A 24582-nucleotide genomic window follows, 5' to 3' on the forward strand; every position below is an offset into this window, starting at 1 on the left:
CCCGGATGCGTGGCGGACAAGGGAAATGGAAACATCGTCGGGGCGGGGGTGAGCGCGGGCGCAGCCGGCGTCGATCCCCCGGCACGGCAACAGCCCATCATGGCCCGCGCCTCAAGCGCGGGTCGCGTCTGTCCTACTGCCCATCGCTCCGTTTCGCCGAATGCCGATTGCCATTCGCCACCTGCTATCCGCCATCAGCGGATCGCTGCGGGCGCAAAACCCGTTCCGCGTTTCGCGTAATTCGTTTTGCGTAGATCTGCACCCGGCACTTCGCTCGATCCATGCTGTCTCGCTCAGCGCCTTGCGCGCGAAAAACGAAAATGCCCGCGCGATGGCGGGCACAACTCGTTACAGTGCGTGCAGACATCATCCAGGCTTTGCATGACGCTGACGGAAAGGATTTGGGGTCAGTCGGCGGACTGTCCTATGAGCGGGATTGCCTATGCCGCGTCAGCGGTCCCGCACGCGAGGGCCGAGATCGTCGGGGCAGGGCGCGCAGAACCGGGATTCGGGGGATGGCTCGGGACGAGACATTCAGCCGCGCGTATCGCCCCGATCAGCTCGGGTGGAGGCCGCAGGCCGGAGCCGGGAGCGCGGCCCGACAGGGCGACGCCATAACGCTGCTTCCTGAAATCACTCTATGGCAACGCCACAGCGTCACAGGAGGAGATCCAGGAATTCAGAGAGCAGATAGTCGGTCGGTGCGCCGCTCGCGATTTGTCGTCATCAGGTGGACCTTCAGCCGCAAATTGAGTCTAAAGCGAGGGGCATCTCCGCATTGCGCGATGCTGCCGCCTCCAGCGGTTATCTTGCCCATCGCGGAACATATCCGCCCAGGAATGAACGAGACCCGAGCAGATGCCCACGCTACGCTGGTTGACCCGAGACGACGATGTGCGCGCCGCCGAGAAAGTGCCTTACCGCCTGCTGGAGGAGGTCGAGGGGCTTGGCTATGGCGACCGGGATGCAGGCAACATGCTGATTCAGGGCGACAACCTTGAGGCGTTGAAGGCGTTGCTGCCCTATTACGCGGGGCAGGTGAAATGCATCTATATCGACCCGCCCTATAACACCCAACAAGCTATTTCTGAGCACTACGATGATAATATTGAACACTCTCAATGGCTTGGAATGATGTGGCCACGCCTTGAGTTAATGCGTGAACTGCTCTCAACCGACGGCTACATTGCGGTGCAGATCGACGACCGGCAATTCGCCCGACTCTACGTTCTTCTCTGCGAAATATTTGGCGAACGCACTCTGAAGCCAATAATTGTCAAGATGAGCGAAGCGAGTGGATTGAAGATGGGATCGGTTCGTCGATCTGGTCGAATTCCCAAGCTTAAGGAATTCATCCTATTTGCAAAAATGGATGGCATTCGAAACCTTCGTCTAGACCCCGTTCCAAAGCAAGGGTGGGACAAAGAGTACAATATTCTCCTTGATGGGTTTTCGCGCGACGACAAATCCAAGATCGACGAGATCTTACAGGAAGATGAGATTTTGGAATCCCACATTGCAGAGCTTGACGAAATCTCCTCTCGCATACGACTTGGCTCAGTGGCCGAAAAGACCCGTGAGCTTGGGCTCTCCGGTAGGACGAAGGAAACTTGGCTGTTCGAGAATGCATACCGCATCTGTCAGTGCGCGACATCGGCATCTGTATTGGCCTTAGCCGAAGAAAAGTATCCAGGTCAGTCCCCCGAAGTTTTTGCTGTGAAGAGTCGGAAAGGTGAAACCGCTTACTTGGTTCGGGGAAACTATTCTCGGGAATCGAAGAAACCGCGCGTCCAGTTGATCTTCGCAGAGGACAATCTGTCGACGCATCCTGGCGATTTATGGTTGGACATACGGACTACGGGTCTTGAGGCTGAGGGGCAAGTGGCCTTCAAGAATGGCAAGAAGCCCGAGCAACTAGTTCGTCGAGTAATTTCGATGGCGACTGAACCAGGTGATTTAGTGATGGACGCTTTTGCTGGCTCCGGCACTACACCAGCTGTGGCTCAAAAAATGGGGCGAAGATGGATCGCCATCGAACGGGGCGAACAGGCGACATCGCACTGTGTTCCGAGGCTCTCCAGGGTGGTAGATGGGAAAGACCCAATAGGAGTTACGGAACTTGAAGGCTGGCAAGGCGGCGGTGGTTTCCGCTTTTACCGTCTCGGCCCGCCGGTCTTTACGGAGGAGGGCCAGATCCAGCCCGATATCCGCTTTCCCGTGCTCGCCGCCCATATCTGGTTCGCGGAAACCGGCAACCCGTGGACGGAACCGCAGCCCCTGACCCCCTTTCTTGGGGCACAGGACGGCCACGGCTATGCGCTGCTTTACAACGGCATCCTTGGCGACAAGTCGGTCTCGGGCGGCAACGTGCTGACCCGCAAGACGCTGGCCGTGATCCGCGCGGCCCAAAGCGATTTTACCGGCCCGCTGACCGTCTATGGCGAGCGCGCGGCGCTGTCCGAGGTGACGCTCAAGGCCGAACAGATCGAGTTCAAGCAGACCCCTTATGACGTGAAGGCGCGCAAATGAAGCTGAAGGAGTATCAGAAAGCCTCGCTCGCCACGCTGCGGACATTCTTTGAAGAGGCGCGGATTGTCGGCCCCAAACTGGCCTATGAGACGATCACGGCGGAACCGGACCTGGCGAAACGGCTCAAGGGGTACGCGGCGGGCTACAAACCGATCAAGTCAATGCCAGAGGTGCCCTATGTCTGCCTGCGCCTGCCCACGGGCGGCGGCAAGACAATCCTCGCGGCGCATTCGATCACCGTGGCCAAGGATGCCTGGGTCGAAAAGGACTTCCCGCTGGTGCTGTGGCTGGTGCCGACGAACACGATCCGCATGCAAACTGCCGAGGCGCTGAAAAACCCGCGCCATCCTTATCGCCGCGTCTTGGATGATGCTTTTGGAATGCAGGTTAAGGTGTTCGATATCGGGGATTTCCCTGACATTACACCAAGCCATTTGCGCGCGAACCTCTGCGTCGTGGTCGGCACGATCCAGACGCTGCGGGTCAGCAATACCGACGGACGCAAGGTCTATGCCCATCACGAGATGCTGGAGGGGCATTTCTCGACTGTCTCGCCCAACACACCGGGGCTGGAGCGCAATGACGATGGCCCGATGAAGGGCGACATCCGGTTCAGCTTTGCCAATCTGATGCATCTGCACCGCCCGCTGGTGATCATGGACGAGGCGCACAAGGCGGGCACGAGCCTCAGCCAGGATGTCTACGAACGGATCAAACCGAGCGCCCTGATCGAGTTCACCGCCACGCCCAAGGGGTTCAACAACATCCTTCATTCCGTGACAGCGCAGGAGCTGAAGGATGAAGAGATGATCAAGATGCCTGTGGTGCTCGACGAAGCCGAAACCTGGCAGGGGGCGGTGAACTCGGCCATCCTGAAGCGGGCGGAGTTGCAGGAACACGCCGATCTGGACCGTGAGGGCTATATCCGCCCCATCGTGCTGTTCCAGGCGCAGAAGAGGGGCGAGGAGGTCACGGTCGATGTGCTGAAACAGCACCTGATCGACAATGAGAATATCGACCCGGCCAAGATTGCCGTGGCGACCGGCGCGCAGCGCGATCTGGACGGGATCGACCTGTTCAAGCCCGATTGTCCGATTGAATATGTCATCACTATCGAGGCGCTGAAGGAAGGCTGGGATTGCTCCTTTGCCTATGTGTTCTGCTCGCTGGCCAATATTCGCAGCTCGACGGATGCCGAACAGCTTTTGGGCCGTGTGCTGCGAATGCCCTATGCGAAAAAACGCAAGGAACCGGCGCTGAACAAATCCTACGCCAAGCTGGTGTCAAAACATTTCTCCGAGGCCGCCGTCAGCCTGCGCGATAAGTTGGTCGATATGGGCTTCGAGGAAAGCGAGGCCGAGGCCAATATCGAGGCTGAGCAGCCGGGGCTGGATGATGGCCTATTCGGGCGGCATTCGCGTCCCAGAGCCACAATGACGGTCGAGCTGGATGCGTCCGAGGAGGAGCGCCGCGAGATCAATATTGTCGCGCCGGGCAAGATCAAGGTCTCGGCAGGCGATGACGGCAGGACCCGGATCGAGTTCACCGGCGTGCCTAAGCCCAAAGACGAAGAGCGCCTGTTCCAGATGGCGCCTGCGCGCCTGCATGGCGTACTCCGCGAAAAGCTGGCTGAGTTCAAGGCCAGGCACGCCGACGACCTGGCCCCCGCCCATCTGGGCGAAGAATTCACCGTGCCGCGCCTGATGGCGCATGTGCAGGGCGAGCTGGTCTTTGGTGATACCGATATTCTGATGGAATATCACGACTGGTCACTGGCCGATCATCCGGCACGGCTGACCAAGGCCGAGTTCGATATTGTCGAGACGACCAACACCTTCGAAATCGACCTCGACGGCAATCGCCTGTCGATCTCGGCAGCGGATAGTTCCGAGCAGCTTTCGCTGGATATCGACGTGGACGACTGGACGCCGAATTCCCTGGTGCGCTGGCTCGACGGGAAGGTTCGCGATCAATGGATCGGCCAGGCGGAGTTGCTGGCCTGGCTGAGCGATGTCGTTACCCACCTGACCCGTGACCGGGACATGCCCCTGTCGCAGCTCATGCGCTGCAAATTCATCCTGGCACGCAAACTGAACGAGAAGATCCGGGGTTTCCGCCAGATGGAGCGCGACAAGGTTTACCAGATGAACCTGTTCGGCCCCGAGGCGCGCGTCGAAGTGTCTTTCGATGACGGCATCCGGTTCTTCGACGAGATGTATTTCGACGTGCCGAAGTATCCCGGCATGTACAAGTTCAAGCACCACTTCATGGGACCGGACGAGGTGCCGAGCTTCGATAGCAAGGACGGCGGCGAAGAGGTCAAATGCGCCCTGGCGCTGGATGCTCTGCCCAAGTTGAAATACTGGACCCGCAACGTCAGCAGGCATCCGAATTCCTTCTCTCTGCCGACCTCGACCGACAAGTTTTACCCGGATTTCGTGGCGGTCATGGACGATGGCCGTCTGCTGGTGGTCGAATACAAGGGCAGGGACCGCTCACCCGAAGAAAGTCGTGACAGCCGCGAGAAGGAGCTGATCGGCCAGCAGTGGGCCAAAGCGTCAGCGGGCAAGGCGGTGTTCGTCATGGCGACGATGGAACGCGGTGATCCCAAGGAGGTGCGGGAGCAGGTGACGGACGCCTTGGGCGATCATAAGATGGGGTGACGCCTACCCTACCCCCGCTCGAAGAATCCCGGATGGGGCGTGTTCATGCCGAAGCGGATGGCACCGTCGCCGTGGCGGGCGTTGATCTGATCGAGCGCGCGCGACACCCGCTCGCCACGGGTCAGTTCGGCCGGCGCCAGGGGCAGCAGCAGATCCCCGCGCCGGTCCTGCAATAAGCCGACATCCCCAAGATGGACGCCGAGGCTGATGACCGCGCCCGGTCGTGCGGTGCGCCAGAGGCGCACCCACAGGGCGCGGTGAAGCCGCAGGAAAATCGCGGTATCCTGCGTCGGAAAGCAGCTCACATTCCGGGACCAGACCCCGCCGGCCATGAAACTGACCGACAGGCTGAAGCGTCCGGCCACGCGACCGTCGCGGCGCAGTCGCGCCGTCGCCTTTTCGACCAGCCAGCGGCCGACCAGGTAGGCACGGCGCGGATCGCGGTATTCGGGCGACAGCACCTTGCTGTTGCCGAATCCGCCGCGCTCGGTGGCGACCAGGGGGATCTCCATGCCCTGAAGCATCCGCACGAACCGTTCGCCTTCGACGGATCGCCAGATCAGCCGGGCGTGCCGCGGATCGAGCCTGAATAGGCCGGGCACATCGAAGACGCGGGCGCGAAAGAGCCGCGCCTTGATGGCGGTGGAAATACCCGGCAGATCGTCCAGGGAGAGGTGGGAAATGGCGTCCGGCAGATTGTCCGGCCCGAGCCATTGGCATCCGTCCGGCTTCTCCAGCTTGCCGGCGATCTTGGCGAGGAGATGATTTGGCCCGATCCCAGCCGAGAAACGCAGGCAGTCGCCGACCTCGGCGGCGACGGCGGCCTTGAGGCGTGCGACCAGATCGACGGCGCCGACGAGGGTCCGGGCCTCGCCGGACAGGGCCAGCTGAAACTCATCGACGCTGCGGATATGGGTCAGTTCGGCATGGCGGTCCAGAACATCGGCGACGGCCAGGTTGAAGCGGACATAGAGGCGATGGCGCGAGGGGCGCAGGATGATGCCGGGGCAAAGGCGCCGCGCATCCCGGACATGGGTGCCGGTTTTGACACCATGGGCTTTCGCCTCGTAGGACGCGGCGACGCAGGCGCCGCTGTCCGAATCGACGGCGGTGATCGCCACGGGCCGGCCGCGCAGCGCGGGGTCGAGCTGCTGCTCGACGCTCGCGAAGAAGCTGTTCATATCGAGATAGAGGACGCGGAAGGAGGACATGACACCAGATGTCGCGGATGGGCAGGGCGCCCCTTATGTTCTATGTTTGTTCTCATTCAGCAAGGGGGCAAAATGGACAGGTCCGGTCAGCTTCGCAATGTGGCCTTCGGCGGCGCCTGGTCGGAACAGATCGCAGGGCGCGAGGCCCAGGCCGCGGCCATCGCGACGCTCGACGCCGCGGCCGCCGGCGCGGCGCGGCGTGATCCGCTGTCGCGCGAGGTCATCGCCGCGGTCGATGTGCTGTGCGAACGTCACCCGAAGGGGCGCATGTTGCGGGAGGCCTGGATCGTGGCCAGCCGGTTTGAGCCGGCACCGCGACGGATCACGGAGCTGGCCCGCATTTCCGCGCAGATCGCGGCGGCGTATGGTGGGATGCAGGGCTGAAAACCGCGGAGGCGAGCATGTGCAACCTTTATGCGAACACAACGTCACAGGCGATGATGCGCGAGATCTTCGAGGTGATGGGCGAGCGCGATCATCTCGGCAACTATCGGGGCCAGACAGCCATCTGGCCGAAATACGAGGCCCCCGTTGTCCGCATTGGCAAAGACGGCCGGCGAGAGCTGATCGAAATGCACTGGGGATTCCTGACGCCGCAAGTGAGCAAAAAGACCGGGAAGCCGCTCCAGCCCGCGGCCTGGAACAATGCCCGTGACGACAAGCTGCGATCGTCGGGGCTATGGAAGGACAGTTTTCTCAATCGACGCTGCCTGATTCCGGGCTCGGCCTTCCGCGAGGCCAAGGGCAGGAACCCGGCGACGGATTTCTGGTTCGCGGTCAAGGGCAGCGCAGCGCGCCCGCCCTTTGCCTTCGCCGGCCTCTGGCGCGCGGGGCAGCCAGGCATCGACGGTGACGCCGGCGATTGGCTGACGCATACAATGGTCACGACAACGGCCAACGATCTGGTCAAGCCAGTGCATCCGACACGGATGCCGGTGATCCTGGACGAGCAGGATTATGACACCTGGCTCGCTGGCAGCGCCGAGGATGCTGCGCGTCTCCTGCGACCGTTTCCCTCTGATCGAATGCAGATTGTCTGTGAGGGGATCGGGATCACCGCGGACACCACCGCCTTAGACGATCTGTAAGCGGTGGATTCTGCGCCGAACGGCGGTCGTCACCTGTCTGGGAACGAACCGCGCACCGATGCCATCGGCCGAGGTAAGGTCGGCCCTGAGCTGACCTTCGCGCCAAGCGCAGCGGATGTCCGGTCCGCAGCCCAAAGCAAACCAGTTCTTTCTATACTGTCGGCTCGGGCGCGGGATTAAGGCAAGGTGCGTTTGCGTTTCGATCGCGCCTATTGACTGGTCGTGTTTCGTTCGGCATCATTGTCAATGATGTCTCGTCTTGGTCGTCCAGGTGGACGCGCCGTTCAAATGTGTCGGACATCGGAAAAAATGAGGTACTACCCATGACGACTGCTGATGCAGCCGCGACTTTGTTCGCATTCCCATACCACAACTGCCGCAATATCTCCTCGCCCGAAGATTCGAGCGCGAACCGGAAAGTATATGCCGGTACCGCGCCCGCGCGTTCGGTATTGGAACTTGAGGACAACGAAAATGTCCGCGAGTATCTGGTCGAAGCAAAGGGCAAACAAAAGAAGACGCCCACGCTCGTCCATCAGGCGATCCGCAAAACCCTAAAGGACAATTCTCCACTTTTTTCGATCCTGAACGGTGGCATCGTGATCGTCGCCCGCGACGCCGAAGTGGACGACAAGAACAAGAAGATGACGCTGCTAAAGCCCAGCATCATCAACGGTTCGCAGACCCAAGGTGAACTGCGGAGGTTCTATAACGAAACCTTTAACGAGGATTATCAGGAGCCGAGCATCCGCTACGAGATCATCGTTACGGACGACGACGATCTGATTGCCGAGATTTCTATCGCACGCAACTTCCAGAACGACGTGCGCGCCCTGTCCATCGCTGGGCGGCGCGGACATATCGACGCCCTCGAAGCACGTATGATCGAACATTTCCCGGATGTGCGCCTGCAAAAGAGCGAGAGCGAGCAGAACGACAAAGAAGGTACCCTCGACACCGAGAAGCTGGTGCAGGTTACTTTCGCCGCTCTGCCTGTAGAGATGATGGAAAAGTTCAAGCGGCAGTCAGACCCCGAGAACAAGGTGTTCTCTTACAGTCAGAAAACGCGCTGCCTCAAGCTGTTCCAAGAATTGGTAGAGAAGCCCGAAAACAAGGAGGTCTACGACTGCTTCCTCGACGTGGCACCGATTGCATGGAAACTCTACCTCGATTGGAAGCAGCATCAGGGCTTCATCGGGACCGGCATCCGCTCAATCGAGCGCGAAGATCGCAAAGTCAAGGAGGTGCCCGACGGCCTGATCTTCCCGATCATTGCAGCACATTCCGTCTTCATTCGGCACAATCGGCTGCGTTGGAAAATGGAAAGACCTGAGGTGCTGACGGACGCCGACCTGATCCGCACAGCGACGCAAGCGTACCAGGAGATTGCCAACCACAACCCGCAGACGATGGGCAAGACCAAGGGGTGCTATTCACTCCTGATGTCCGTCACTAGCATCTACGCGCGCTTGACCTTGCAGCAATAAGCTCGGAAGCCACAGTCAGGGCAGCTTTAGGGCTGTCCTGAAGTCGACAGACCAAACCGGATGGCGACTTTGCAAAGGTCACTTTTGCGCAGCACTGCCGTTCCTCCACCACGCAGCGAAAGTCGGCTCCCCGCCCTTCTGTAGATGCCGCTCGCAGGCGCAGCGTGGATTGAGCGCGCCGGCCGCCCGTACGCCACGGGTCAGCTCGACCGGTGCGAGGGGCGCGCCTGCTTCTTTTACCCATCTACGCTTCTCGGCATCTGTGCCTTTGCTTTATAGACAGTGCCGCGCGAAATCCCCATCTCGAGAGCAATTTTCGTCGGAGAAATGCCAGCACTAAGTTTAGCCTGCACCTGTCCCATGTCGATCTTGGGCGGACGGCCACGGTAGACGCCTTTTCGTTTCGCGGCCTTGATACCTTCAGCCTGCCGCTCCCGTCGTAGATTGGTCTCGAACTCAGCAAAGACACCAAGCATGTCGAAGAACGCCTTGCCCGCTGCGGTTGACGTATCTACGGGCTGTTCGGTGGCTGCCAAATGGGCCCCCTTCGCCTTCAACCTGGCAACGATAGTCTGAAGATCCTGCATCGACCGCGCCAGCCGGTCGATCCGTGTGACCACCAGGGTTTCGCCTGGATGGATGAAGTCGAGTATCGTCCTTAACTCTGGGCGGCCTTCCAGCGTGGTCCCGCTGCGCTGTTCTTGGCGCACCATCCCACATCCGGCAGCCGTCAGAGCCTCGATTTGGGCATCAAGGTTCTGATCGACGGTCGATGTTCGGGCGTAGCCGATTCTAGGGCTCGGTTTGTTCATTTTGGGTATGACCTTGGCGAAATGTGTTCAATATATCTAAACAGACCCATATTGAACAGTCATTCCGCTGTAGGCGGTGTTCATGGAGAACGTCCATAATGGGTGTGCCCAAATGGGACACAGATCAGATGAATGGGGGCCGCCCCTCAAACGTCGTCCGCGGGTCGCATCTCTTTGATGTTTGCCCTCATTCGGCTGTGCACATACCAGACGATGCCAGCTAACGCGGCCGTCATCGGCCACGAGCTGGCAGTGCCGATGAAACTCGCGGCGGGGAGACCGACAAGGATGTACAAAAGGATCAGCGGCACGGCCTGGCGGAGTGCCAGGAAGAAGGCGCGACTTTCTTCAGCAGGGCTTGGGGTCCATGATCTGCCCGCAGAGCAATTTTGTTGCGCGGATGCCTTCGCCCGGCGTTTGGCGATGCGATCGAACTCCATCTGCGCCGCAGCTTCACTGCCAAAGAGCTCACGTCCCTCATCCAGCAATTGCGCCGCTGCCTGTTTCCATGCCTCGCATTCCAGATCCTCGTCATCGAAGTCGTCTTGCCACTCGCAATCGCGCGCCGATCTTGCACGGGCGGCCTTGTCTTCCTCTTCGCGCTGGCGCGCAAGGAACGCCCCAACTTCGCGCTGACTGGCAGTCCTGATCTGAATGGGCCGGGTCATGGCGCGATCTCCTTTCAGGTGGAGTTTACCATGTTCGCATTGAGCGATGAAAACATTTCATGAACAAAGTCCGCTTTTCTGCCATAACCCGTGGCATGAAGTCCCCTGCCCTTATTGTCCTCGGCCTCCTGGCGCTGTCGATCCTCTCCATCGACCCGGTTGAGCGGTTTCCCGAATACGTGCCATGGCTGGTCCCCATCCTGGCCCCGGAGGAAATCGCCGGGCCTGTGACGCATGTGCGCGACGGCGACACGATCGAGATCCGGGGTCAGGCCATCCGCTTCGGATCGCTCGATTGCGCGGAGGTGGGCACGACGGCCGGACAGCGCGCAAAGACCGAGATGCAACGCCTGGTCGGTGGGGCCTATCTTGTCTGTCGGACCAATGGGCGGCGCAGTCATGACCGATGGATCGGCAGCTGCAACCTGCCGGATGGCAAGGATCTCGCCGGCATCATGATCGCGCGGAACATATGCCGCCGCTATTGGTAGGGTGCTGGATCCGGCAGCGAGACGTCGAGGATCGAGCGCCGGGCCAGCATCGAACGGCCAGTCACTCCGGATCGGCATCGGGGGCAACCTCTTCCGTCAGTCCCATGGCATCGGCCCGTTTCCAGAAGGCTTCATGCTGTGCGGAAATCTCCCGCGCGCGGGCAAAGGCGTCCTGCCGCGCGGTGTCGAGGCAAGCGATGTAGGGCCGAACCTCCGAAAAATACCGTTCGAAATCATCCGCCACCAGGTCGGCATATTCCCCGAAAGCTGCGTCGTCGACCGGCACGAAGGGCTCTTCCGGCGGGATGCAGAGCGGTGCCTGCGCAAATGACGGGTGCATGAATAGAAGCAGGATCGCGGCGGCGGCCATTTCGGGTTTCATGATCCGTGCCCTGCCCTGCGGCGTTCGCTGAGCCCGATCAGGCTGCGGACCAGGTGCAGCTCGCCCCTCCGGTACCGCTCGGTCATGCCGCGCAGGTAGCCACCGGGCTTGAAGATGGCGCTGCCCGGCTCGGATTTGCGGGCATCGAGGATCAGGACCGACAACATGGCGCTATCCTCGCCCATCACCTCGCGCGCTGCGTTCCAGGCATCCGGGCTGATGCCAAGTTCTGGCACCCGCCGCTCGGCGGCCCACACGAAATCGTGGAATCGCAGGTATTCCGGCTCTGCCCGACCGCTGAGGTAGAGCTGCATTTCCGGGGATGCGAGACCGAAAAGCCTCTGGGGGCCAAGCCGGGCGATAAATTCGCTCTTGAACGCCCCGCTGGCCGCCTCATCCTTATTTTCATGGCAATTCGGGCCGCCGTCAGGCGGCACGACATGGGATTTGTCTTGCGCGGGCTTGCCCGCGCTCTGCATATCCACGTGCCCGTTACAGGATACCAAGGATTCTTCAGTTGTATCTTGTATATAGGGCCGCTTGTTTTCGAGCGGTCCACCGCTTGATTCTTCCCTCTTTTCGAGAAGATCCAGTGCCGTTCTGCACAGCCTGTCGGCATCATCGACATGGGCGGCGAGCGCCGTCAGGTCCATGCCGTGAAGCCGTTCGGCAGAGGGCCAGGTTTCCGCCTCATGCCTGATGGCCTGGGCCTCCGGGCAGCGGGGGGCGATCTCGGCCAGTCGATCAAGAGCGCGCGCCAGATGGCGCTTATGCGTGCTGCGCTGGCCACGCATATAGATCGCCTGCTGTCGCTCGGCGGTCAGCTGGTCATCCAGCGCCATCAATTCGGCGGCGCGAGCAATCGCTGCCCCGAAATAGAGCCCGGTTCCCGCCGCCCGCGAGCGGCTGCCATTCGCGCCTGTCCGGCGCTCGATCAGCCCGGCGCGTTCCAGCTCGCATGTGATTGCACGCGTCCTCGGCTGCGACAGCCCCAACATCTTCGCGACTTCGCCGGCCTCGGCATAGATGAAGGGGGTCCGATCCGTGCTGGTCCAGTCGCTCGGCCGCGTCATCGTCGCCAGGCGCAGAAAGGCGTGGGCCGCGGCTGGCCCAACGCCAAGCCTGGGCGCCACGCGCTCGACCAGGGCTGCGAAGCTGTCACGCTGCATGTTGCCCGGCAGCGTCGGGTGTTCGTCTTCGGTATCGCGGTAGGCCCGCGTCGCGGCGGGATGCGCCGCCCTCTGAAATGCCATCTCTGTCCTCATGCTTCTTGAGGCACAGGTTCCGCAGGCAATGACGATCCGTTCGCACAGATGCGTTTTTGCTCTTGATTTTCGGGGCTGGGAAAGTAACTATGCTCGTAAGTCAGAGAGCAATGCAGGTCGCCAAACCTGTGTTACCAAACCGAACCCCCCTCGTGCGGACCCCGTGCGGGGGGTTTCCTTTTGGGGATTGTCTACCTGATTCTGCTCGTGCTCCTCTTTTGGGGCGTTAACTGCGGAGCCTACGACAACTAGGCGTTAACGGCAATTATTGTGTGCCCGCGCGTGACGCGGACAAGGATCAGTAGGGGACCCACTCATATGACGGGCTGCCGCGGTAGTCTTGCGTCCGCATCAGGATTCCCCGGAAACTGCCGGACTCGCCCGTCATGCCCGCCCCGGCATGAACCTCAAGTTGTTCCTCGACCCACCCCGGCAGGCTCGTCTCCTGGACTCCTTCGCGCCGGAACTCGCCACCCTCATGATAGAAATGCCGAATGGCCGTTCGGTACACCTCGCGACCACCGCTGCTGGAGATCGAGCGTTTCGATAGCTGCCAGACCTCTATACCGGCGCGATAGCTCCGCACCTCATCCGGTACACCACCCGTACTCACGCTGGCCGAAATCGTCGCCCCGCCCATCGGGCAGCGCCAAAGCTGCAAGGGCGGCTCGATCGGCCATGGTGTAATGCGCCGGATCATCTCGGCATGTGCCGCCGAGCACTCGGCAGACGCCGGAAAATCACCTGCGAGACAGAGCAGAATGGCGCAGTCGATCTGGTATGATTGTGCTGGAAGGGTGGTCCAGGAGTAGGAGGCAAAGCCAACCCCGGCAGACACAACAACCGTTCGCAACAGACGCTTTGGGTCAACGCACCGGCGCATTTTTATACCTCTTGCCTGAGATATATTATTGCCTACAGCAGAATGAGTTCAGCATCAAGTGATCCTATCTGCCGTGCCACGAACACGCAGCATGGATCGAGATGGGTCGAACTGAAGCGTCTCTGGCACCTGCAACAACGAGAGCTCGCCAGTATTCCACTTGTATAGCCAGATGTCCTCACCAGCTTCCGCGGTAGGCTGCAGCGGGATTGCAGTCAGTCGAGCCTTGGAGGTGTTCGCAGAAGACATGACGATACCAGTTCCCGTACAGATGGACCTGTAAGCTTCTGCGGCCAGCAAAATGGTTAATAAAGACCTAACGGAAACTTTGTCTCTTTAGACAGCCCAAAAGGACAGAATTCACTTTTCCCTTGACATTATATGATATTCTGTCGTGCCGCGAGCGCTATGACATTTGCGGTACGATTGGCGCCGAACTTCTTCTGAGCACTGCTTAGACGAAACTTGACGGTCGAAGTGCTTATCCCAAGTCGTTCAGAAGCTTCTCCTTGGGTCAGGCCATCGCGCAGCAGGCGTAGTACGTCAATTTCACCTTCGGTCAATGCAACTTGAGACCTCGCAAACAGCCGTGCCCACAGCTGAATCTGGGAATGCAGGTACTCCATTTCAGCATCGGTCATTTCTCTATCAGGCCGGGCAAGCGACATGAACGAACGCTTACGCCCGACCTTTGTCACAACGGTTGCCCCATAAATGAGACCGTGCTTCGCCGCTTCGGGCATCACGTTGCGGATGTCTGGGAAAGTTATCTCTGACCAGCGGATCGCCCCAGTTCGAGCGATCGTCCAGGCGGCGACCGGATCACCAAAGAAGTAGTTCTCTTCTTCGTATTTTGTTGTCCACGCCTCTGGGTAACGATTCAGGAAGAAATCAGGTTGGCCGAACCTCAGTCCAAAGCCAATGACGAAGCCTGTGGTGCCGATTTCCGCCAGGCGAGCGAGTTCTTCCTCATGGTTTGGGATGGCTTGCTCAATCATGATCTCGAAATGTCAAGGGAAAAGTGAATTCTGTCCTTTCAGACTGTCGTTTTAGCCAGCCTGCTGTCAATGCCCTATCTTCTGGATATGGTTCGTCGAAGTAACCTGATGGGGCAGATTCCGGGATGAAGAATGTCGCAGATCGTCTGCGTCCGAAGGGACTCAAGGTACTTGCGCACGCCGAATTCACGCCAGACATGGCGGTCAACCTCATGAGTATGTGCGCTTCCCTCCGTGAAGGGGAAAGGCTTGTACTGGAGATCTGCGATTGGGGGGTCTGGGGCAAGACAACGGAAGGCGTTCGACTTTTCCTTGGTTCGACAACGGTCCTTAACGAAGATCGCCTGAGCAATGACAATCCGATCAACCACTGAGGAAGTGAAGAGCCGGGCCTCGAATGATGGATATGAGATCCATATCGTCCGCTATCCCGACGGCATCCCGAACTGGCACTTGGTGACCGCCTACCTCAAGCTCAGGAAAGAAGTGTTTGTCGATCGCCTCGAATGGCCTCTGTTTCACGCAGAAGAGCTTGAATTTGAGCAATATGACACCTTTGATACGACATACGTCATAGCGACCCAGCACATGCGCGTCGTCGGCGGCGCTCGCCTCCGGCGCACGGATCAAAGAAGCGGCGGGGGAAATCTACGATATTCTTACATGATCCGAGATGCGTGTTTGGGGCTCTTGCCAGGGTTGCCCGAAGATCTCTGCTATCATCTGCCACCTGAAGATGAGCATGTCTGGGAGCTCACCAGAATGGTTGTTGATGGCCCCCCGGTCGTTACCAAGCTGATCCTGGAAACAACGAACGAATTTCTCAACGCCGTTGGCGCAAACTCGGTGCTCTTTCTTGGATCACCAGCTTTCCTACGCATGGCTCGGGGCTGGCGATGGCCGGCCGCAAGTCTGGGTCCCATTTCGGGCAATCAGGATGGTCGCTTCCAGGTGATCGAGTGCCCTGTGCGACACCTTTAGGGCATTTTAACTATGTTTCACATCGCCGCGGATCTGAGTGCGGAGATCACCCGCGACACGCTTGAACAGATGTTGAAGCGCTTTGACGAACTGTCGGATACGACCGGAATCATGACTATAGAGCTGGCGGGCTCAGGTCTCGTTGTGAGGAACGCTAGGTCAGGCAAGCGAGAGCTGATGGGCATGGCGCCTCCGGCCGGTGCTTTCGCATACCTTAGGTAGTCCAAACCGCACTATCTCATGCAAATCCATCTTCGCGGGATGGTACTTGGAACACTTTCCGAGTGCGGGTAGGTATTAAGCTGCCAAATGGCCGCTTGTTCATTTTTATATCTTGAACAGGTCATATAAATTTGCAACGATGGCCCAATCGGTGCCGTCGCTGCCAGTCTGTGGAGACGTGCCCGTGAATCGGATCAACAAAGAGCCTCCGAATGTGGTCACGGTCGATGGTCTCAAGGACTTGCTTGATAAGGGCTGGGAGCTTTGCATTCATTGCGATGCAGAGCCTGAACTGCGCGGTCCGCAATGGCATGGGCGCTGGTATTTTTTCGGAATTGACCCGCAATCCCCAGCAAATTGGGCTGCGCTGGTCACAACACGCGCGCTCCGCAAAGCAGGTAGCTCTTCAGAAAAGAGCACTGTTGCCGAGTATACTTTCCGCGAAATCCGCACCCTCACCACTGTCACAACCCTGTGCAAAGAGCTTGGGTTCACGATATCAGCCGCACCTATCATCAAGGGCGAATCCATCATCGTGGACGGGAAATCGAACTCATAGTTCTTGCTCTGCGTCCTTAACTAAACGACGCTTCATTGCGGTCCTGGCGGCTCTCCCAGTAGCCAGCCATGCTGATGTCCTCTCCGAGACCCGCGGCTTCGTCCTGAACGCCGGCGCAGCCCGCGATATCTTCGCGCGCCCCGAGGACGATCCCGAGTATTCCCGGACAGCAAGTGACGAGCCAGCACTGATCCGCTCGATGCTGGTCCCCACCGAGGCGCCAGCGTCGATCCGGGACATGGTGACGGCAGCCGCAGCACGGTATGCATCCCATCCCGCGATCCGTGGCGCAGGCTTCTCGCCCCGGCACTGGGACGCCTACTTCCACTCGATGATCCAGGTCGAAAGCGGGTTCAAGGTCACCGCCTATTCCTCGGCCGGCGCGATGGGGCTTGCGCAGCTCATGCCCGGTACCGCGCGCTTTCTCGGCGTCGATCCCCGCGATCCGGTACAGAACCTCGATGGCGGGGCACGTTATCTGCTGATGCAGCTCGGCGCATTCGGCACGCCTGAACTCGCCCTGGCCGCCTACAACGCTGGCCCCGGTGCGGTCCGCAAATATCGCGGCATCCCCCCCTACCGGGAAACCCGGAACCATGTCCGCAAGGTCATGGCGATCTATCGCAACCGTTTGACATAAAGGAATTGCCCCATGCTGAACTTCAGGCAGAAGCTCGTCGCCGCCGGGATCTGGTGCGCAGCGGCCATCCAGGCCCATGCCCAGGAAGTCGATCTGTCCGGGTTCGAGGATACCGGCGAAAGCATCATCGCGCAGCTGCGCGACAACAACCTTGCGCTGACCGCCGTCGTCCTCATCCTGCTGATCATCGGCTTTCTGGCGATCTTCACCAAGTTCATCGACTGGAAGTGGATCGGCGTGACGGTCGTCGGGCTGTTCTTCATCTTCGGAGGCGACAACCTCGCCGAGTCGATCATCGCGATCTTCCGCGGCTCCGCCGAGTGATGCGGGAGAACGTGTATATCCAGGGGCTGAACCGGCAGGCCAGGTTCTTTGGCCTGCCGCTGCCGCTGGCCGGGCTGGCCTTCATTCCGCCGTTCCTCACGTTCATCTTCCTCGACAGTCTCTGGTATCTCTGGGCGATCCCGGTTCTCTGGGCGGCTCTCTGGGCTGCCTCGGTCATCAATCCGCATTTCGCGCGCTTCATCGCGGTCGTGACCTCGCGCACGCCCGAGCGGCTGCTGCGCGCCAGTTCCGGATCCCGGTATGAATGATATTTTCCCCAGTCCGATCCGGGCGCTCTTCGGCGGCGCCCGCGACCTTGAAGACATGCTGCCCTATCTCTTCGAGGAGAATAACCATGCCATCGCCACGCGCAGCGGGGCGCTGGTCTCGGTCGTGAAGATCGCCGGCGTCAACCCGTTCACGGCCAGCGAAAGCGAACTGGCCCATATCAATGACCGGCTTGCCGAGCTGGTGGACAAATCCGGCAACAATTTCAGCTTCCACTTCCACAAGATCCGCTCGGCCTATCACAACTTCGATTATCAGCCGAAAGCCTTCGTCGAGCCCGGCTTCGGCTTGGAACTGGACCAGGCCTGGCGCACCCACATCACCTCGGCGGGCCTCTGCGTCCCGGTGCTGTTCCTCTCGGTGATCGAGCGCAAATCAATGGCTGAACGCATGCCGATCCTTGGCGGACTCTTCGGCCAGGGGCGTCAGGATGCCCTGCCCGAGCGTCTGTCCGATCTTGCAGAACTCGCCCAGAGCGTGGCCGAGACCCTGGGCGATGGCTCGGAGCTGCTGGCGATCGACGACGGTACGCTGACCGGGTTTCTGCGCGCCATCTCGACGGGCGTCTATGCGCCGCTGGCCCGGTCCGAGACCGGCACCATCGTGGACGATATCCGCACGCCCATCGAGATCTACGACCGGGCCGTGGAAATCGGCGACGACTTCGAGACGCGATATGCTTCGGTGATCAGCGTGGCGAACCTCTCGCCCCAGACCCATGGCGGCATTCTCGACACGCTCTACACAGATCCCGATACCCTGATCTCCTGCACCTACCAGCCGCTTCTGCCCGACCTGATCTCGGCCAAGGCGACAACCCGGCTTGAGCAGACGCTTGAGGAAAGCGCCGGCGGCAAGATCGCCGCGCAGCTTCAGGAGGCCGCCGAGGATCTGCAAATGGGCCAGATGGGCTTTGGCGACAGCCAGACCATCGTCACCGTCTATGCCGCAACCCCCGATGCGCTCAAACGCAAGGTGACGGCGGTCACGGCGATCCTGCGCTCGAAGAAGCTCAAGATCGTCGTCGAAAAGCACGGGCTGGCCGCAGCCTGGTTCGCGCGGTTTCCGGGCAATCACGAGTTCCAGAAACGCCCGCTGACCATCTCCAACCGGAACTTCTCGGACTTCGCCGCGCTGCACATGGTCCGGCTCGGCAAGCCCGCCTCCGAATGCTATTGGGGCACGCCGATCACGACCTTCAAGAGCTGCGCCAATTCACCCTATGATTTCTCGTTCCATGGCCGCTTCGCCCATGCGGAGTCCGAGCCGCCGTTCGCCAGCACCCTGATCGTCGGCCCGCCCGATGCGGGCAAATCGACGATCATGGCCTTTCTGGCCGCGCAGGCACGGCGCACCGGATGCCGGATCATCGCCTTCGACAAGGACCAGTCGCTGGAAATGCCCCTGCGCGCACTTGGCGGCACCTATACCGCCGTGCGCGCAGGCCGGAATACCGGGCTCAACCCGCTGGCCTCGGAAACCGACGAGGAAGGTCAGGCATGGCTGCGCAGCTGGCTGACCGCGCTTCTGGAACGCAAGGGGCACCAGCTATCGGTCAGCGATTCCGAGAAGCTGGCGCGCACCGTCGAAAGCAACGCGACGGCCCTCGCCTCTTTCAGGGACTTCACCAACTTCACGACACGTTTCCGCTCCTTCGAGGGTGATATCGGGGCGCGGGTCGGTGAGTGGTCCCCCAACGGCCAGTACGGCTGGGTCTTCGGCCAGGACAGCGCCCCGATCGTCGATTTCAGCGCGTCCGATATCGTTGGCGTCGATATGACCGCGCTTCTCAACATGGAGATCGAGCGGACCGCGCTGCTGGCCTATCTCTTCCGGCAGATCGAGAAGACCGTCAGCGCCCGCACCCCGACCCTGCTGGTTCTGGAAGAGGCGGGCGTGTTCCTCGACGATCTCTACTTCCAGCGCGAGCTGAAGACCTGGCTGGCGACGCTGCGCAAGAAGAATGTCGTCGTCGTCATGCTGGTGCAGTTCGTCTCGCAGATCAGGGACTGCGCCGCCGGGGCCTCGATCCTCGAAGGCTTGCAGAACCAGCTGATCCTGCCGCACCACCAGGCGGGCCGCGACAGCTATGACGGGCTGGCGCTGTCTGACGCCGAACTGTCCTTCCTGCTCGGCTCGCAGGCCGGCGGCCGCCGGGCGCTGTGGCGGGACGGGCAAAGCTCGAACATCCTCGACACCGATCTCTCGGCTCTTGGCCCCTATCTCAGCGTCCTTGGCGGTGGTCGCTCGGCCGAACGGCGCTTCGGCAGCGATTGGCGCGACAATCCCGATTTCTGGAAAGGAACCACGGCATGACCCGTATCGTGATGAGCCTCCTTCTTGCGCTGGCGGTGGCCGGCTGTGCCGCGCAGAGCGGCGAGTTGTCCGAACGCCGCTCGAACTGCTTCGGCAAATTGAAGCCCGGCGCGCTCAGCTCGGCGCTGGTCGCAGTGCCGAAGTCATGATCGGGACCCGGCGCATTGCACTCGGCCTCATGCTCGGGGCCTCCGTGGCGAGCCTGACGCTCGCCCAGGGGGTTCCCGTGAGCGATGCCTTGCGGACCCTGCGCGCCGGAACGCTCTCGGTGATGCAGGGCCGGATCGTGGGCGAGGCCGAGGACGGCAACAGCGTGCGTATCGACATGAACGCCCTGCATCGCGATCAACTGGCAGCCATCGACGCGGCCATTGCCTCGATGAATACCAGCGGCTTCGCGCCTGCCGAGTTCGAGGACCTGGACGGTGCAGCGGTGTCCGCTGCCTATGACACCTCCGCCGTCATGGGTGCGGAAAGTCGGCTCTTCGGCGAAGGCCGGGTGACGATCGAGCAGATGATCGTGGAGACCGTCCAGCGCTACCAGACCCACCCGGCGCTCGCCCGCGCCGGGATCTCGCCGGTCGGGTTCAGGGCCTGGTTCCAGGCGCTCGTGAAGCAGGAAAGCGGGTTCCAGGTCCGGGTCTGCTCGCACAAGGGGGCCTGCGGGCTGACCCAGATCATGCCGGGCACCTTCGATCAGCTTGGCATTCCGGCCTCGCAGCGCAACGACCCGCGCGTCCAGCTCGATGGCGGCGCACGTTACCTGCTGATGCAACTCGGCAGCTTCGGCTCGATGCCGCTGGCGCTTGCCGCCTACAATGCCGGCCCCGGCGCCGTGCAGCGATATGGCGGCATTCCCCCTTATGCCGAGACACAGGATTACGTCGTCAAGATCACGGGCTACGCGAATGCCTATTCCGCCGGCATGGGCTCACCGGACGATCTCGGCACCATGGTCGCGGGCGACATGGCCCTGGCCGAGCTTGGCAACATGGCCGATGCGGGCATGGAACTCGGTTTTTCCATGTCGAACCAGCTGGAACTCTCGGCACGGCGCGTCCGTGCCCTGATCGCCCGCATTCCCGAGACCACGACCACCCGCGAGGCCATCGACCTCAACACCTATCTGCGCGCCGAGATCACGCGTCTGGCGTCGATGATGACGATCATGGAGGCCACCCAGCGCCGCGTCGAAGCGCAACGCTTCGCAGCCCAGGTCCAGGCACAGATCGCCGACGAACAATTCCTCACCCTGACCGACACCCCCACGACAGGAGGCTGACCATGAGCATGTTCCGCAATCTCGCCGCCGCAACGGGTCTGTGCCTCTCGGCGGGCCTGGCCTTCGCGCAGGGCGTGCCGACCCATGATCCGCGTTCGCTGGCCGAACTGATCGCACTCCTGAACTCCAGCCAGGACGAGCTGGCGCAGTCGATCCGGACGAACGGGATTCTCGACGAGCAGACACAGCAACTGATCCGGCAACTCGAAGAGATGGAACAGGTTGTCTCTTCGCTGACCGACGGCTTCGATCTCGACACGCTGCTGGCCGGCCTCGATCTCGATGACCTCCTGGGCGGCCTCAACCTCGGCAATCTTCAGGATCAGCTGGCAGCGGCCCGTTCGGGCGATTGGGGGGCCGTGTTCGGCAACGGCACGGTCGGCGGATCTCCTGCTGGCGACGTCATTGCCGGGATCTATGAAAGCGCCGGCCTGACGCAGGACGGCGTGGACGCGCTGACCGGAAGCGACAATCCGGATCTGCAACGTGTCGGCACGCAGGCGGCAACCAGTGCCTATACCTCGGCCGCGGCCGAGAATGCGATCGAACAGACCTCGGCCTCACTCGACCGCACGGCCGCCCTGATCGGGCAGATCGACGACGCGACCAATCTCAAGCAGGCGATCGACCTCAACACCCGTGTGACGGGCGAATTGGTCATTGCGCTGATCAATCAGGCCAACATGGAGGCGATCCAGACCGTTTCCTTGGGTCAGGCCGGTGTGATCGACGCCGCGACGATGGCCGATGACGAAAAGTTCCTGTCGCTGACCGGCGACGACGCTCTGATTGAGGACGAGTGATGATGAAGCATATCTGGATCGGTTTCCTGCTTGTCGCGCTTGCGCTTGTCGTTGGAGGCTGGCTCTGGCTGCGGGACGTTACCGCCCTGCCATTCTCGACCCCTCAGCCTGAACAACCCGCCGATCCTGAAACGGCCGCCGTCATGGAGCGTGTGCGTCAGGAACAGGCCGAAGCCCTGGCCGATGACGCGGCAAGAACGCCCGAAGACCCCCAAACGGAGGACCTGGAATGACGACCCCGAAGACACGCCTGATCGGTGCCACGGCCATTGCCGCCCTTGCGCTTGCCGGGGCGCTGGTCGCCTGGCAGGCATCCTCCGACAGCCCCGCCGATCTGGCGCAGCTCTCTGACGACGACAAGCTGGAGATCCTGAACAGCGGCGATGCCGACGCAGTCTCCGATCTGCTGGAAGCCGAGGAGGCCGCCGCGCAGGCGCATTTTGCGCGCGAGCGGCTGGAACGCCAGAAACGCGAGGCCGAGATCGAGGTGGAGCGCACCGAGGCCAAGGCGCGCGGCGCAGCCTATTGGGACAGTTTCAATCCCGACAGCATTGACCTGAGCGGCTTCGATTTCGCGATGGCAGAGGTTGTATCGCGCGCCGAAAGGCGGGCCATGCTCGACAAGGCAAGCTTTGTCACTGACTTCAAGCGTGCCGGCGAGATGCGATTTCCCCCCAGCAGATTTGACTGCAATCCGTCTCGATACACCGACATTCGCAATCTCATGAAGGGTATCCCGGAAATGAGCATGCCGGTTGGCCTCAACGACGTTGCGCGCGTGCTGGATTACCTCGCTGACCGTGCCGCGCTCGAAACTGGCGACTGCTCATGTGCCACGCAGGCTGTGCCTGTCGAAATCGGCTGGGAGTTCCTGAAACAGTTAACGGATCATCCAAGCGGACAAAGGATTCGCGGCAGTATGGCGCAAAGCAAGGCTACGAAAGGTGTCGGCAGCATGTTCCGTCACACGCTTGGTGCTGAAGCACGGCAGTTTTGTAGGCCAAGCTGATGGATTTCATTACCGTAATCATTGACTTGATCGACGATCGAGTCGCGCAAGTTGCAGAGGACACCTTTGAACGCCTTGCTTCGGTCCTGACGGGCGGGCTGGAAATGCTGGCGGTGCTGCTGATCGTCCTCTACGGCATCAACGTGCTCTTCCGCTTCACGGAATTCTCCTTCCCGCAGCTGATCGGCATCATGATCCGGATCGGCGCGATCTACATGTTCCTGTTCTCCTGGGACAACTTCAACATCATCTACAGTGCCGGAACCTCCCTCTTCGACACGGTTGGCAACACCGTCCGCAGCTTTGTCGCCGGCGACGCCGCCGCAGGCAGCGAGGACGCGGCGACGGGCATGTTCTCAATCCTGGCAAATATCATTGATGCCGTTGTCACCGGCCGCGCGATCCTGACCCGAGCCATCGTGGCCGGACTGCTTTTCGCGGTCCTCGGTGTCCTTGCCGTCGTTTATATCCTTGTCGTGGCCTACGCGAAGATGCTGCTGGCGGTCCTGATCGCCATCGCGCCGCTGATGGGGTTCTTCCTGCTTTTCCAGCGCACCCGTTCGATGTTCGAAGCATGGCTGGCCGCCATCTTTGGCTACCTGATCTATCCTGTGGCAATTGGGGGAGTGATTGGGATCATTGCCGGACTGCTCTTACATATCAACACCGGCGAAAGCACAATTCAGGACCTGAGAAGCGTTCTGGGCTTCATCACGGTGGCAGGTCTGGGCATCAAGATGCTCGCGGACGTGCCGTCCATCGCTTCGAGCCTCACCGGACAATTCAATCTCGGCTCCATGTCGGGTGCCACCTCGGCAGCCGTCAACCCCATGGGTGCCATGCGCAGCCGCGCCCGCAGCTTCGGCACCGGCTATCTGACTGGACGCACGCCGATGATGCAGGCCCGCGCCAGCGACAAGTCATACGCAAGCGCTGGTATGGCGGCACGCAGCAATGCAGCGGATCGCACCCGCGCCATGCAGACCAAGTTTTCCGAAATCGCCCGTTTGAGAAAGGCATCGAAGTGACCGATCAGGCCCTCAAATCCCAACTGAACCGCGACATGTATTTCGGCATCAGGCGGCGCGAACAACTGGCCTGGATCGTGGCAATCATCGCCGGACTGGCTGCATTGCTGCTGGCTGCCGCGATCCTCGTGATGATGCCGCTCAAGACCACGCAAGCCTATCTCGGCCTCGTGGACCGACAGTCCGGCGACGTGATCCGTGCCTATGAGGTCGGCCGGGCCTCGCTGACCGAACGGGATGCGGTGATCGAAAGCTGGGTCTACAACTATGTCCTCGATCGCGAGACCCATGACATTCACGACCAGCAACAGCGTCTCGAACGGGTGATCTCCCGATCCGTCGGCACCGCCCGCGACGATCTGCTCGATCTGTGGAACCCCAGGTCCTCGCGCTATATCCGCAAGCTCATCTCCCGCGATGCCCGTGTGTTCGTCACCATCAACGCGATCACCCTCCTGAGCGAGAACACCGCCCAGGTCCGCCTGCAGAAACGCATCGTCGATGGCACCCGCGAAGGCACATCGAACTACATCGTCACCCTCTCCTGGCGCTTCAAACCCGCGAACACCGCCTCCGACCGAATGATCTGGGAAAACCCCTTCGGCTTCCAGGTGACGGATTATCGCATCGACCATCAATCGGAAGGATAAGGC

The 24582-nt window shown here is 60.8% G+C and carries 27 protein-coding genes; 20 read left to right on the forward strand and 7 right to left on the reverse strand.

What is annotated here, in order from left to right:
- Positions 1–876 precede the first annotated feature (876 nt).
- Together Q5Y72_RS17005 and Q5Y72_RS17010 are read left to right on the forward strand one after the other, a co-directional pair.
- Positions 877–2529, forward strand: a complete 1653-nt coding sequence (locus Q5Y72_RS17005) for a site-specific DNA-methyltransferase (RefSeq protein ID WP_305964622.1) — start codon at positions 877–879, stop codon at positions 2527–2529.
- Positions 2526–5192, forward strand: a complete 2667-nt coding sequence (locus tag Q5Y72_RS17010) for a DEAD/DEAH box helicase (RefSeq protein ID WP_305964623.1) — start codon at positions 2526–2528, stop codon at positions 5190–5192. Before Q5Y72_RS17005 ends, Q5Y72_RS17010 begins: the two co-directional genes overlap by 4 nt.
- 8 nt (positions 5193–5200) lie before the next feature.
- Here the strand turns inward: Q5Y72_RS17010 and Q5Y72_RS17015 are convergent, their stop codons facing one another.
- Positions 5201–6403, reverse strand: coding sequence for a DNA polymerase Y family protein (locus Q5Y72_RS17015; RefSeq protein ID WP_305964624.1), 1203 nt, complete (start codon positions 6401–6403; stop codon positions 5201–5203).
- 42 nt (positions 6404–6445) lie between these two features.
- On the opposite strand from Q5Y72_RS17015, the gene Q5Y72_RS17020 reads away from it, so the two are divergent.
- The 3 genes from Q5Y72_RS17020 to Q5Y72_RS17030 all read left to right on the forward strand — a co-directional run bounded on the left by Q5Y72_RS17020 (position 6446) and on the right by Q5Y72_RS17030 (position 8978).
- On the forward strand, positions 6446–6787 hold the full coding sequence (locus tag Q5Y72_RS17020; protein ID WP_305964625.1) for a hypothetical protein: 342 nt from the start codon (positions 6446–6448) through the stop codon (positions 6785–6787).
- A 17-nt stretch (positions 6788–6804) separates the two neighbouring features.
- On the forward strand, positions 6805–7491 hold the full coding sequence (locus tag Q5Y72_RS17025) for an SOS response-associated peptidase (protein WP_305964626.1): 687 nt from the start codon (positions 6805–6807) through the stop codon (positions 7489–7491).
- A gap of 323 nt (positions 7492–7814) precedes the next feature.
- On the forward strand, positions 7815–8978 hold the full coding sequence (locus tag Q5Y72_RS17030; protein ID WP_305964627.1) for an AIPR family protein: 1164 nt from the start codon (positions 7815–7817) through the stop codon (positions 8976–8978).
- A gap of 236 nt (positions 8979–9214) precedes the next feature.
- Here the strand turns inward: Q5Y72_RS17030 and Q5Y72_RS17035 are convergent, their stop codons facing one another.
- Positions 9215–9790, reverse strand: coding sequence for a recombinase family protein (locus Q5Y72_RS17035; RefSeq protein ID WP_305964628.1), 576 nt, complete (start codon positions 9788–9790; stop codon positions 9215–9217).
- A gap of 146 nt (positions 9791–9936) precedes the next feature.
- Positions 9937–10458 (reverse strand): hypothetical protein, encoded by a 522-nt coding sequence (locus Q5Y72_RS17040; RefSeq protein ID WP_305964629.1) that lies wholly within the window; start codon positions 10456–10458, stop codon positions 9937–9939.
- A gap of 59 nt (positions 10459–10517) precedes the next feature.
- Here Q5Y72_RS17040 and Q5Y72_RS17045 point away from each other — a divergent pair, with 59 nt between their 5' ends.
- A complete protein-coding gene (locus Q5Y72_RS17045) occupies positions 10518–10949 on the forward strand; it encodes a thermonuclease family protein (protein WP_305964630.1) in 432 nt (143 codons plus the stop codon).
- Between the two features lie 61 nt (positions 10950–11010).
- On the opposite strand, the gene Q5Y72_RS17050 is transcribed toward Q5Y72_RS17045, so the two are convergent.
- The 4 genes from Q5Y72_RS17050 to Q5Y72_RS17065 form a co-directional block, all read right to left on the reverse strand.
- Entirely contained in the window at positions 11011–11319 is a 309-nt protein-coding gene (locus Q5Y72_RS17050; protein WP_305964631.1) for a hypothetical protein, read from the reverse strand.
- An 8-nt stretch (positions 11320–11327) separates the two neighbouring features.
- On the reverse strand, positions 11328–12584 hold the full coding sequence (repC, locus tag Q5Y72_RS17055) for a replication initiation protein RepC (protein WP_305964632.1): 1257 nt from the start codon (positions 12582–12584) through the stop codon (positions 11328–11330).
- Between the two features lie 310 nt (positions 12585–12894).
- Complete coding sequence (locus Q5Y72_RS17060) at positions 12895–13449, reverse strand: hypothetical protein (RefSeq protein ID WP_305964633.1); 555 nt, start codon at positions 13447–13449, stop codon at positions 12895–12897.
- 407 nt (positions 13450–13856) lie between these two features.
- Positions 13857–14477 (reverse strand): helix-turn-helix transcriptional regulator, encoded by a 621-nt coding sequence (locus Q5Y72_RS17065; protein ID WP_216033832.1) that lies wholly within the window; start codon positions 14475–14477, stop codon positions 13857–13859.
- Positions 14478–14602: 125 nt separating this feature from the next.
- Here Q5Y72_RS17065 and Q5Y72_RS17070 point away from each other — a divergent pair, with 125 nt between their 5' ends.
- From Q5Y72_RS17070 to Q5Y72_RS17135, 14 genes are all read left to right on the forward strand, one after another.
- The gene (locus Q5Y72_RS17070; protein WP_305964634.1) at positions 14603–14851 is read left to right on the forward strand and encodes a hypothetical protein; all 249 of its coding nucleotides are present in this window, start codon (positions 14603–14605) and stop codon (positions 14849–14851) included.
- Positions 14829–15458, forward strand: coding sequence for an acyl-homoserine-lactone synthase (locus tag Q5Y72_RS17075; protein WP_305964635.1), 630 nt, complete (start codon positions 14829–14831; stop codon positions 15456–15458). The genes Q5Y72_RS17070 and Q5Y72_RS17075 overlap by 23 nt, the downstream gene beginning before the upstream one ends.
- A 361-nt stretch (positions 15459–15819) precedes the next feature.
- Positions 15820–16239 carry a hypothetical protein gene (locus Q5Y72_RS17080; RefSeq protein ID WP_305964661.1) on the forward strand — a complete coding sequence of 140 codons (420 nt, stop codon included), beginning with the start codon at positions 15820–15822 and terminating at the stop codon, positions 16237–16239.
- A 199-nt stretch (positions 16240–16438) separates the two neighbouring features.
- On the forward strand, positions 16439–16879 hold the full coding sequence (locus Q5Y72_RS17085) for a lytic transglycosylase domain-containing protein (protein ID WP_371930858.1): 441 nt from the start codon (positions 16439–16441) through the stop codon (positions 16877–16879).
- Positions 16880–16891: 12 nt separating this feature from the next.
- Positions 16892–17203 (forward strand): TrbC/VirB2 family protein, encoded by a 312-nt coding sequence (locus Q5Y72_RS17090; protein WP_305964636.1) that lies wholly within the window; start codon positions 16892–16894, stop codon positions 17201–17203.
- A complete protein-coding gene (locus Q5Y72_RS17095) occupies positions 17203–17472 on the forward strand; it encodes a VirB3 family type IV secretion system protein (RefSeq protein WP_209059471.1) in 270 nt (89 codons plus the stop codon). Before Q5Y72_RS17090 ends, Q5Y72_RS17095 begins: the two co-directional genes overlap by 1 nt.
- Positions 17465–19807 carry a VirB4 family type IV secretion/conjugal transfer ATPase gene (locus Q5Y72_RS17100; protein ID WP_305964637.1) on the forward strand — a complete coding sequence of 781 codons (2343 nt, stop codon included), beginning with the start codon at positions 17465–17467 and terminating at the stop codon, positions 19805–19807. The genes Q5Y72_RS17095 and Q5Y72_RS17100 overlap by 8 nt, the downstream gene beginning before the upstream one ends.
- Positions 19804–19956 (forward strand): hypothetical protein, encoded by a 153-nt coding sequence (locus tag Q5Y72_RS17105; RefSeq protein WP_216033824.1) that lies wholly within the window; start codon positions 19804–19806, stop codon positions 19954–19956. Before Q5Y72_RS17100 ends, Q5Y72_RS17105 begins: the two co-directional genes overlap by 4 nt.
- A gap of 29 nt (positions 19957–19985) precedes the next feature.
- On the forward strand, positions 19986–21089 hold the full coding sequence (locus Q5Y72_RS17110) for a lytic transglycosylase domain-containing protein (protein ID WP_305964638.1): 1104 nt from the start codon (positions 19986–19988) through the stop codon (positions 21087–21089).
- A gap of 2 nt (positions 21090–21091) precedes the next feature.
- On the forward strand, positions 21092–21892 hold the full coding sequence (locus Q5Y72_RS17115) for a type IV secretion system protein (protein ID WP_305964639.1): 801 nt from the start codon (positions 21092–21094) through the stop codon (positions 21890–21892).
- Positions 21892–22125, forward strand: a complete 234-nt coding sequence (locus tag Q5Y72_RS17120) for a hypothetical protein (RefSeq protein WP_305964640.1) — start codon at positions 21892–21894, stop codon at positions 22123–22125. Before Q5Y72_RS17115 ends, Q5Y72_RS17120 begins: the two co-directional genes overlap by 1 nt.
- On the forward strand, positions 22122–22901 hold the full coding sequence (locus tag Q5Y72_RS17125) for a hypothetical protein (RefSeq protein ID WP_305964641.1): 780 nt from the start codon (positions 22122–22124) through the stop codon (positions 22899–22901). The genes Q5Y72_RS17120 and Q5Y72_RS17125 overlap by 4 nt, the downstream gene beginning before the upstream one ends.
- A complete protein-coding gene (locus Q5Y72_RS17130; protein ID WP_305964642.1) occupies positions 22901–23929 on the forward strand; it encodes a TrbL/VirB6 family protein in 1029 nt (342 codons plus the stop codon). The genes Q5Y72_RS17125 and Q5Y72_RS17130 overlap by 1 nt, the downstream gene beginning before the upstream one ends.
- Complete coding sequence (locus tag Q5Y72_RS17135; protein WP_305964643.1) at positions 23926–24579, forward strand: VirB8 family type IV secretion system protein; 654 nt, start codon at positions 23926–23928, stop codon at positions 24577–24579. The genes Q5Y72_RS17130 and Q5Y72_RS17135 overlap by 4 nt, the downstream gene beginning before the upstream one ends.
- Positions 24580–24582: the final 3 nt, after the last annotated feature.

Source organism: Paracoccus spongiarum (genome assembly GCF_030732095.1).
GTDB lineage: Bacteria > Pseudomonadota > Alphaproteobacteria > Rhodobacterales > Rhodobacteraceae > Paracoccus > Paracoccus spongiarum.

What these genes read in the sequence shown, in the direction of transcription:
- Q5Y72_RS17070 (WP_305964634.1), top strand. Translation starts at nt 14,603, where the DNA reads ATGAAGAATGTCGCAGATCGTCTGCGTCCGAAGGGACTCAAGGTACTT.
- Q5Y72_RS17080 (WP_305964661.1), top strand. Translation starts at nt 15,820, where the DNA reads ATGGCCCAATCGGTGCCGTCGCTGCCAGTCTGTGGAGACGTGCCCGTG.
- Q5Y72_RS17095 (WP_209059471.1), top strand. Translation starts at nt 17,203, where the DNA reads ATGCGGGAGAACGTGTATATCCAGGGGCTGAACCGGCAGGCCAGGTTC.
- Q5Y72_RS17045 (WP_305964630.1), top strand. Translation starts at nt 10,518, where the DNA reads ATGAACAAAGTCCGCTTTTCTGCCATAACCCGTGGCATGAAGTCCCCT.
- Q5Y72_RS17040 (WP_305964629.1), bottom strand. Translation starts at nt 10,458, where the DNA reads ATGACCCGGCCCATTCAGATCAGGACTGCCAGTCAGCGCGAAGTTGGG.
- Q5Y72_RS17020 (WP_305964625.1), top strand. Translation starts at nt 6,446, where the DNA reads ATGTTTGTTCTCATTCAGCAAGGGGGCAAAATGGACAGGTCCGGTCAG.
- Q5Y72_RS17115 (WP_305964639.1), top strand. Translation starts at nt 21,092, where the DNA reads ATGAGCATGTTCCGCAATCTCGCCGCCGCAACGGGTCTGTGCCTCTCG.
- Q5Y72_RS17100 (WP_305964637.1), top strand. Translation starts at nt 17,465, where the DNA reads ATGAATGATATTTTCCCCAGTCCGATCCGGGCGCTCTTCGGCGGCGCC.
- Q5Y72_RS17130 (WP_305964642.1), top strand. Translation starts at nt 22,901, where the DNA reads ATGGATTTCATTACCGTAATCATTGACTTGATCGACGATCGAGTCGCG.
- Q5Y72_RS17105 (WP_216033824.1), top strand. Translation starts at nt 19,804, where the DNA reads ATGACCCGTATCGTGATGAGCCTCCTTCTTGCGCTGGCGGTGGCCGGC.
- Q5Y72_RS17030 (WP_305964627.1), top strand. Translation starts at nt 7,815, where the DNA reads ATGACGACTGCTGATGCAGCCGCGACTTTGTTCGCATTCCCATACCAC.
- Q5Y72_RS17015 (WP_305964624.1), bottom strand. Translation starts at nt 6,403, where the DNA reads ATGTCCTCCTTCCGCGTCCTCTATCTCGATATGAACAGCTTCTTCGCG.
- Q5Y72_RS17065 (WP_216033832.1), bottom strand. Translation starts at nt 14,477, where the DNA reads ATGATTGAGCAAGCCATCCCAAACCATGAGGAAGAACTCGCTCGCCTG.
- Q5Y72_RS17085 (WP_371930858.1), top strand. Translation starts at nt 16,439, where the DNA reads ATGCTGGTCCCCACCGAGGCGCCAGCGTCGATCCGGGACATGGTGACG.
- Q5Y72_RS17125 (WP_305964641.1), top strand. Translation starts at nt 22,122, where the DNA reads ATGACGACCCCGAAGACACGCCTGATCGGTGCCACGGCCATTGCCGCC.
- Q5Y72_RS17050 (WP_305964631.1), bottom strand. Translation starts at nt 11,319, where the DNA reads ATGGCCGCCGCCGCGATCCTGCTTCTATTCATGCACCCGTCATTTGCG.
- Q5Y72_RS17035 (WP_305964628.1), bottom strand. Translation starts at nt 9,790, where the DNA reads ATGAACAAACCGAGCCCTAGAATCGGCTACGCCCGAACATCGACCGTC.
- repC (WP_305964632.1), bottom strand. Translation starts at nt 12,584, where the DNA reads ATGGCATTTCAGAGGGCGGCGCATCCCGCCGCGACGCGGGCCTACCGC.
- Q5Y72_RS17110 (WP_305964638.1), top strand. Translation starts at nt 19,986, where the DNA reads ATGCTCGGGGCCTCCGTGGCGAGCCTGACGCTCGCCCAGGGGGTTCCC.
- Q5Y72_RS17075 (WP_305964635.1), top strand. Translation starts at nt 14,829, where the DNA reads ATGACAATCCGATCAACCACTGAGGAAGTGAAGAGCCGGGCCTCGAAT.
- Q5Y72_RS17010 (WP_305964623.1), top strand. Translation starts at nt 2,526, where the DNA reads ATGAAGCTGAAGGAGTATCAGAAAGCCTCGCTCGCCACGCTGCGGACA.
- Q5Y72_RS17025 (WP_305964626.1), top strand. Translation starts at nt 6,805, where the DNA reads ATGTGCAACCTTTATGCGAACACAACGTCACAGGCGATGATGCGCGAG.
- Q5Y72_RS17120 (WP_305964640.1), top strand. Translation starts at nt 21,892, where the DNA reads ATGATGAAGCATATCTGGATCGGTTTCCTGCTTGTCGCGCTTGCGCTT.
- Q5Y72_RS17090 (WP_305964636.1), top strand. Translation starts at nt 16,892, where the DNA reads ATGCTGAACTTCAGGCAGAAGCTCGTCGCCGCCGGGATCTGGTGCGCA.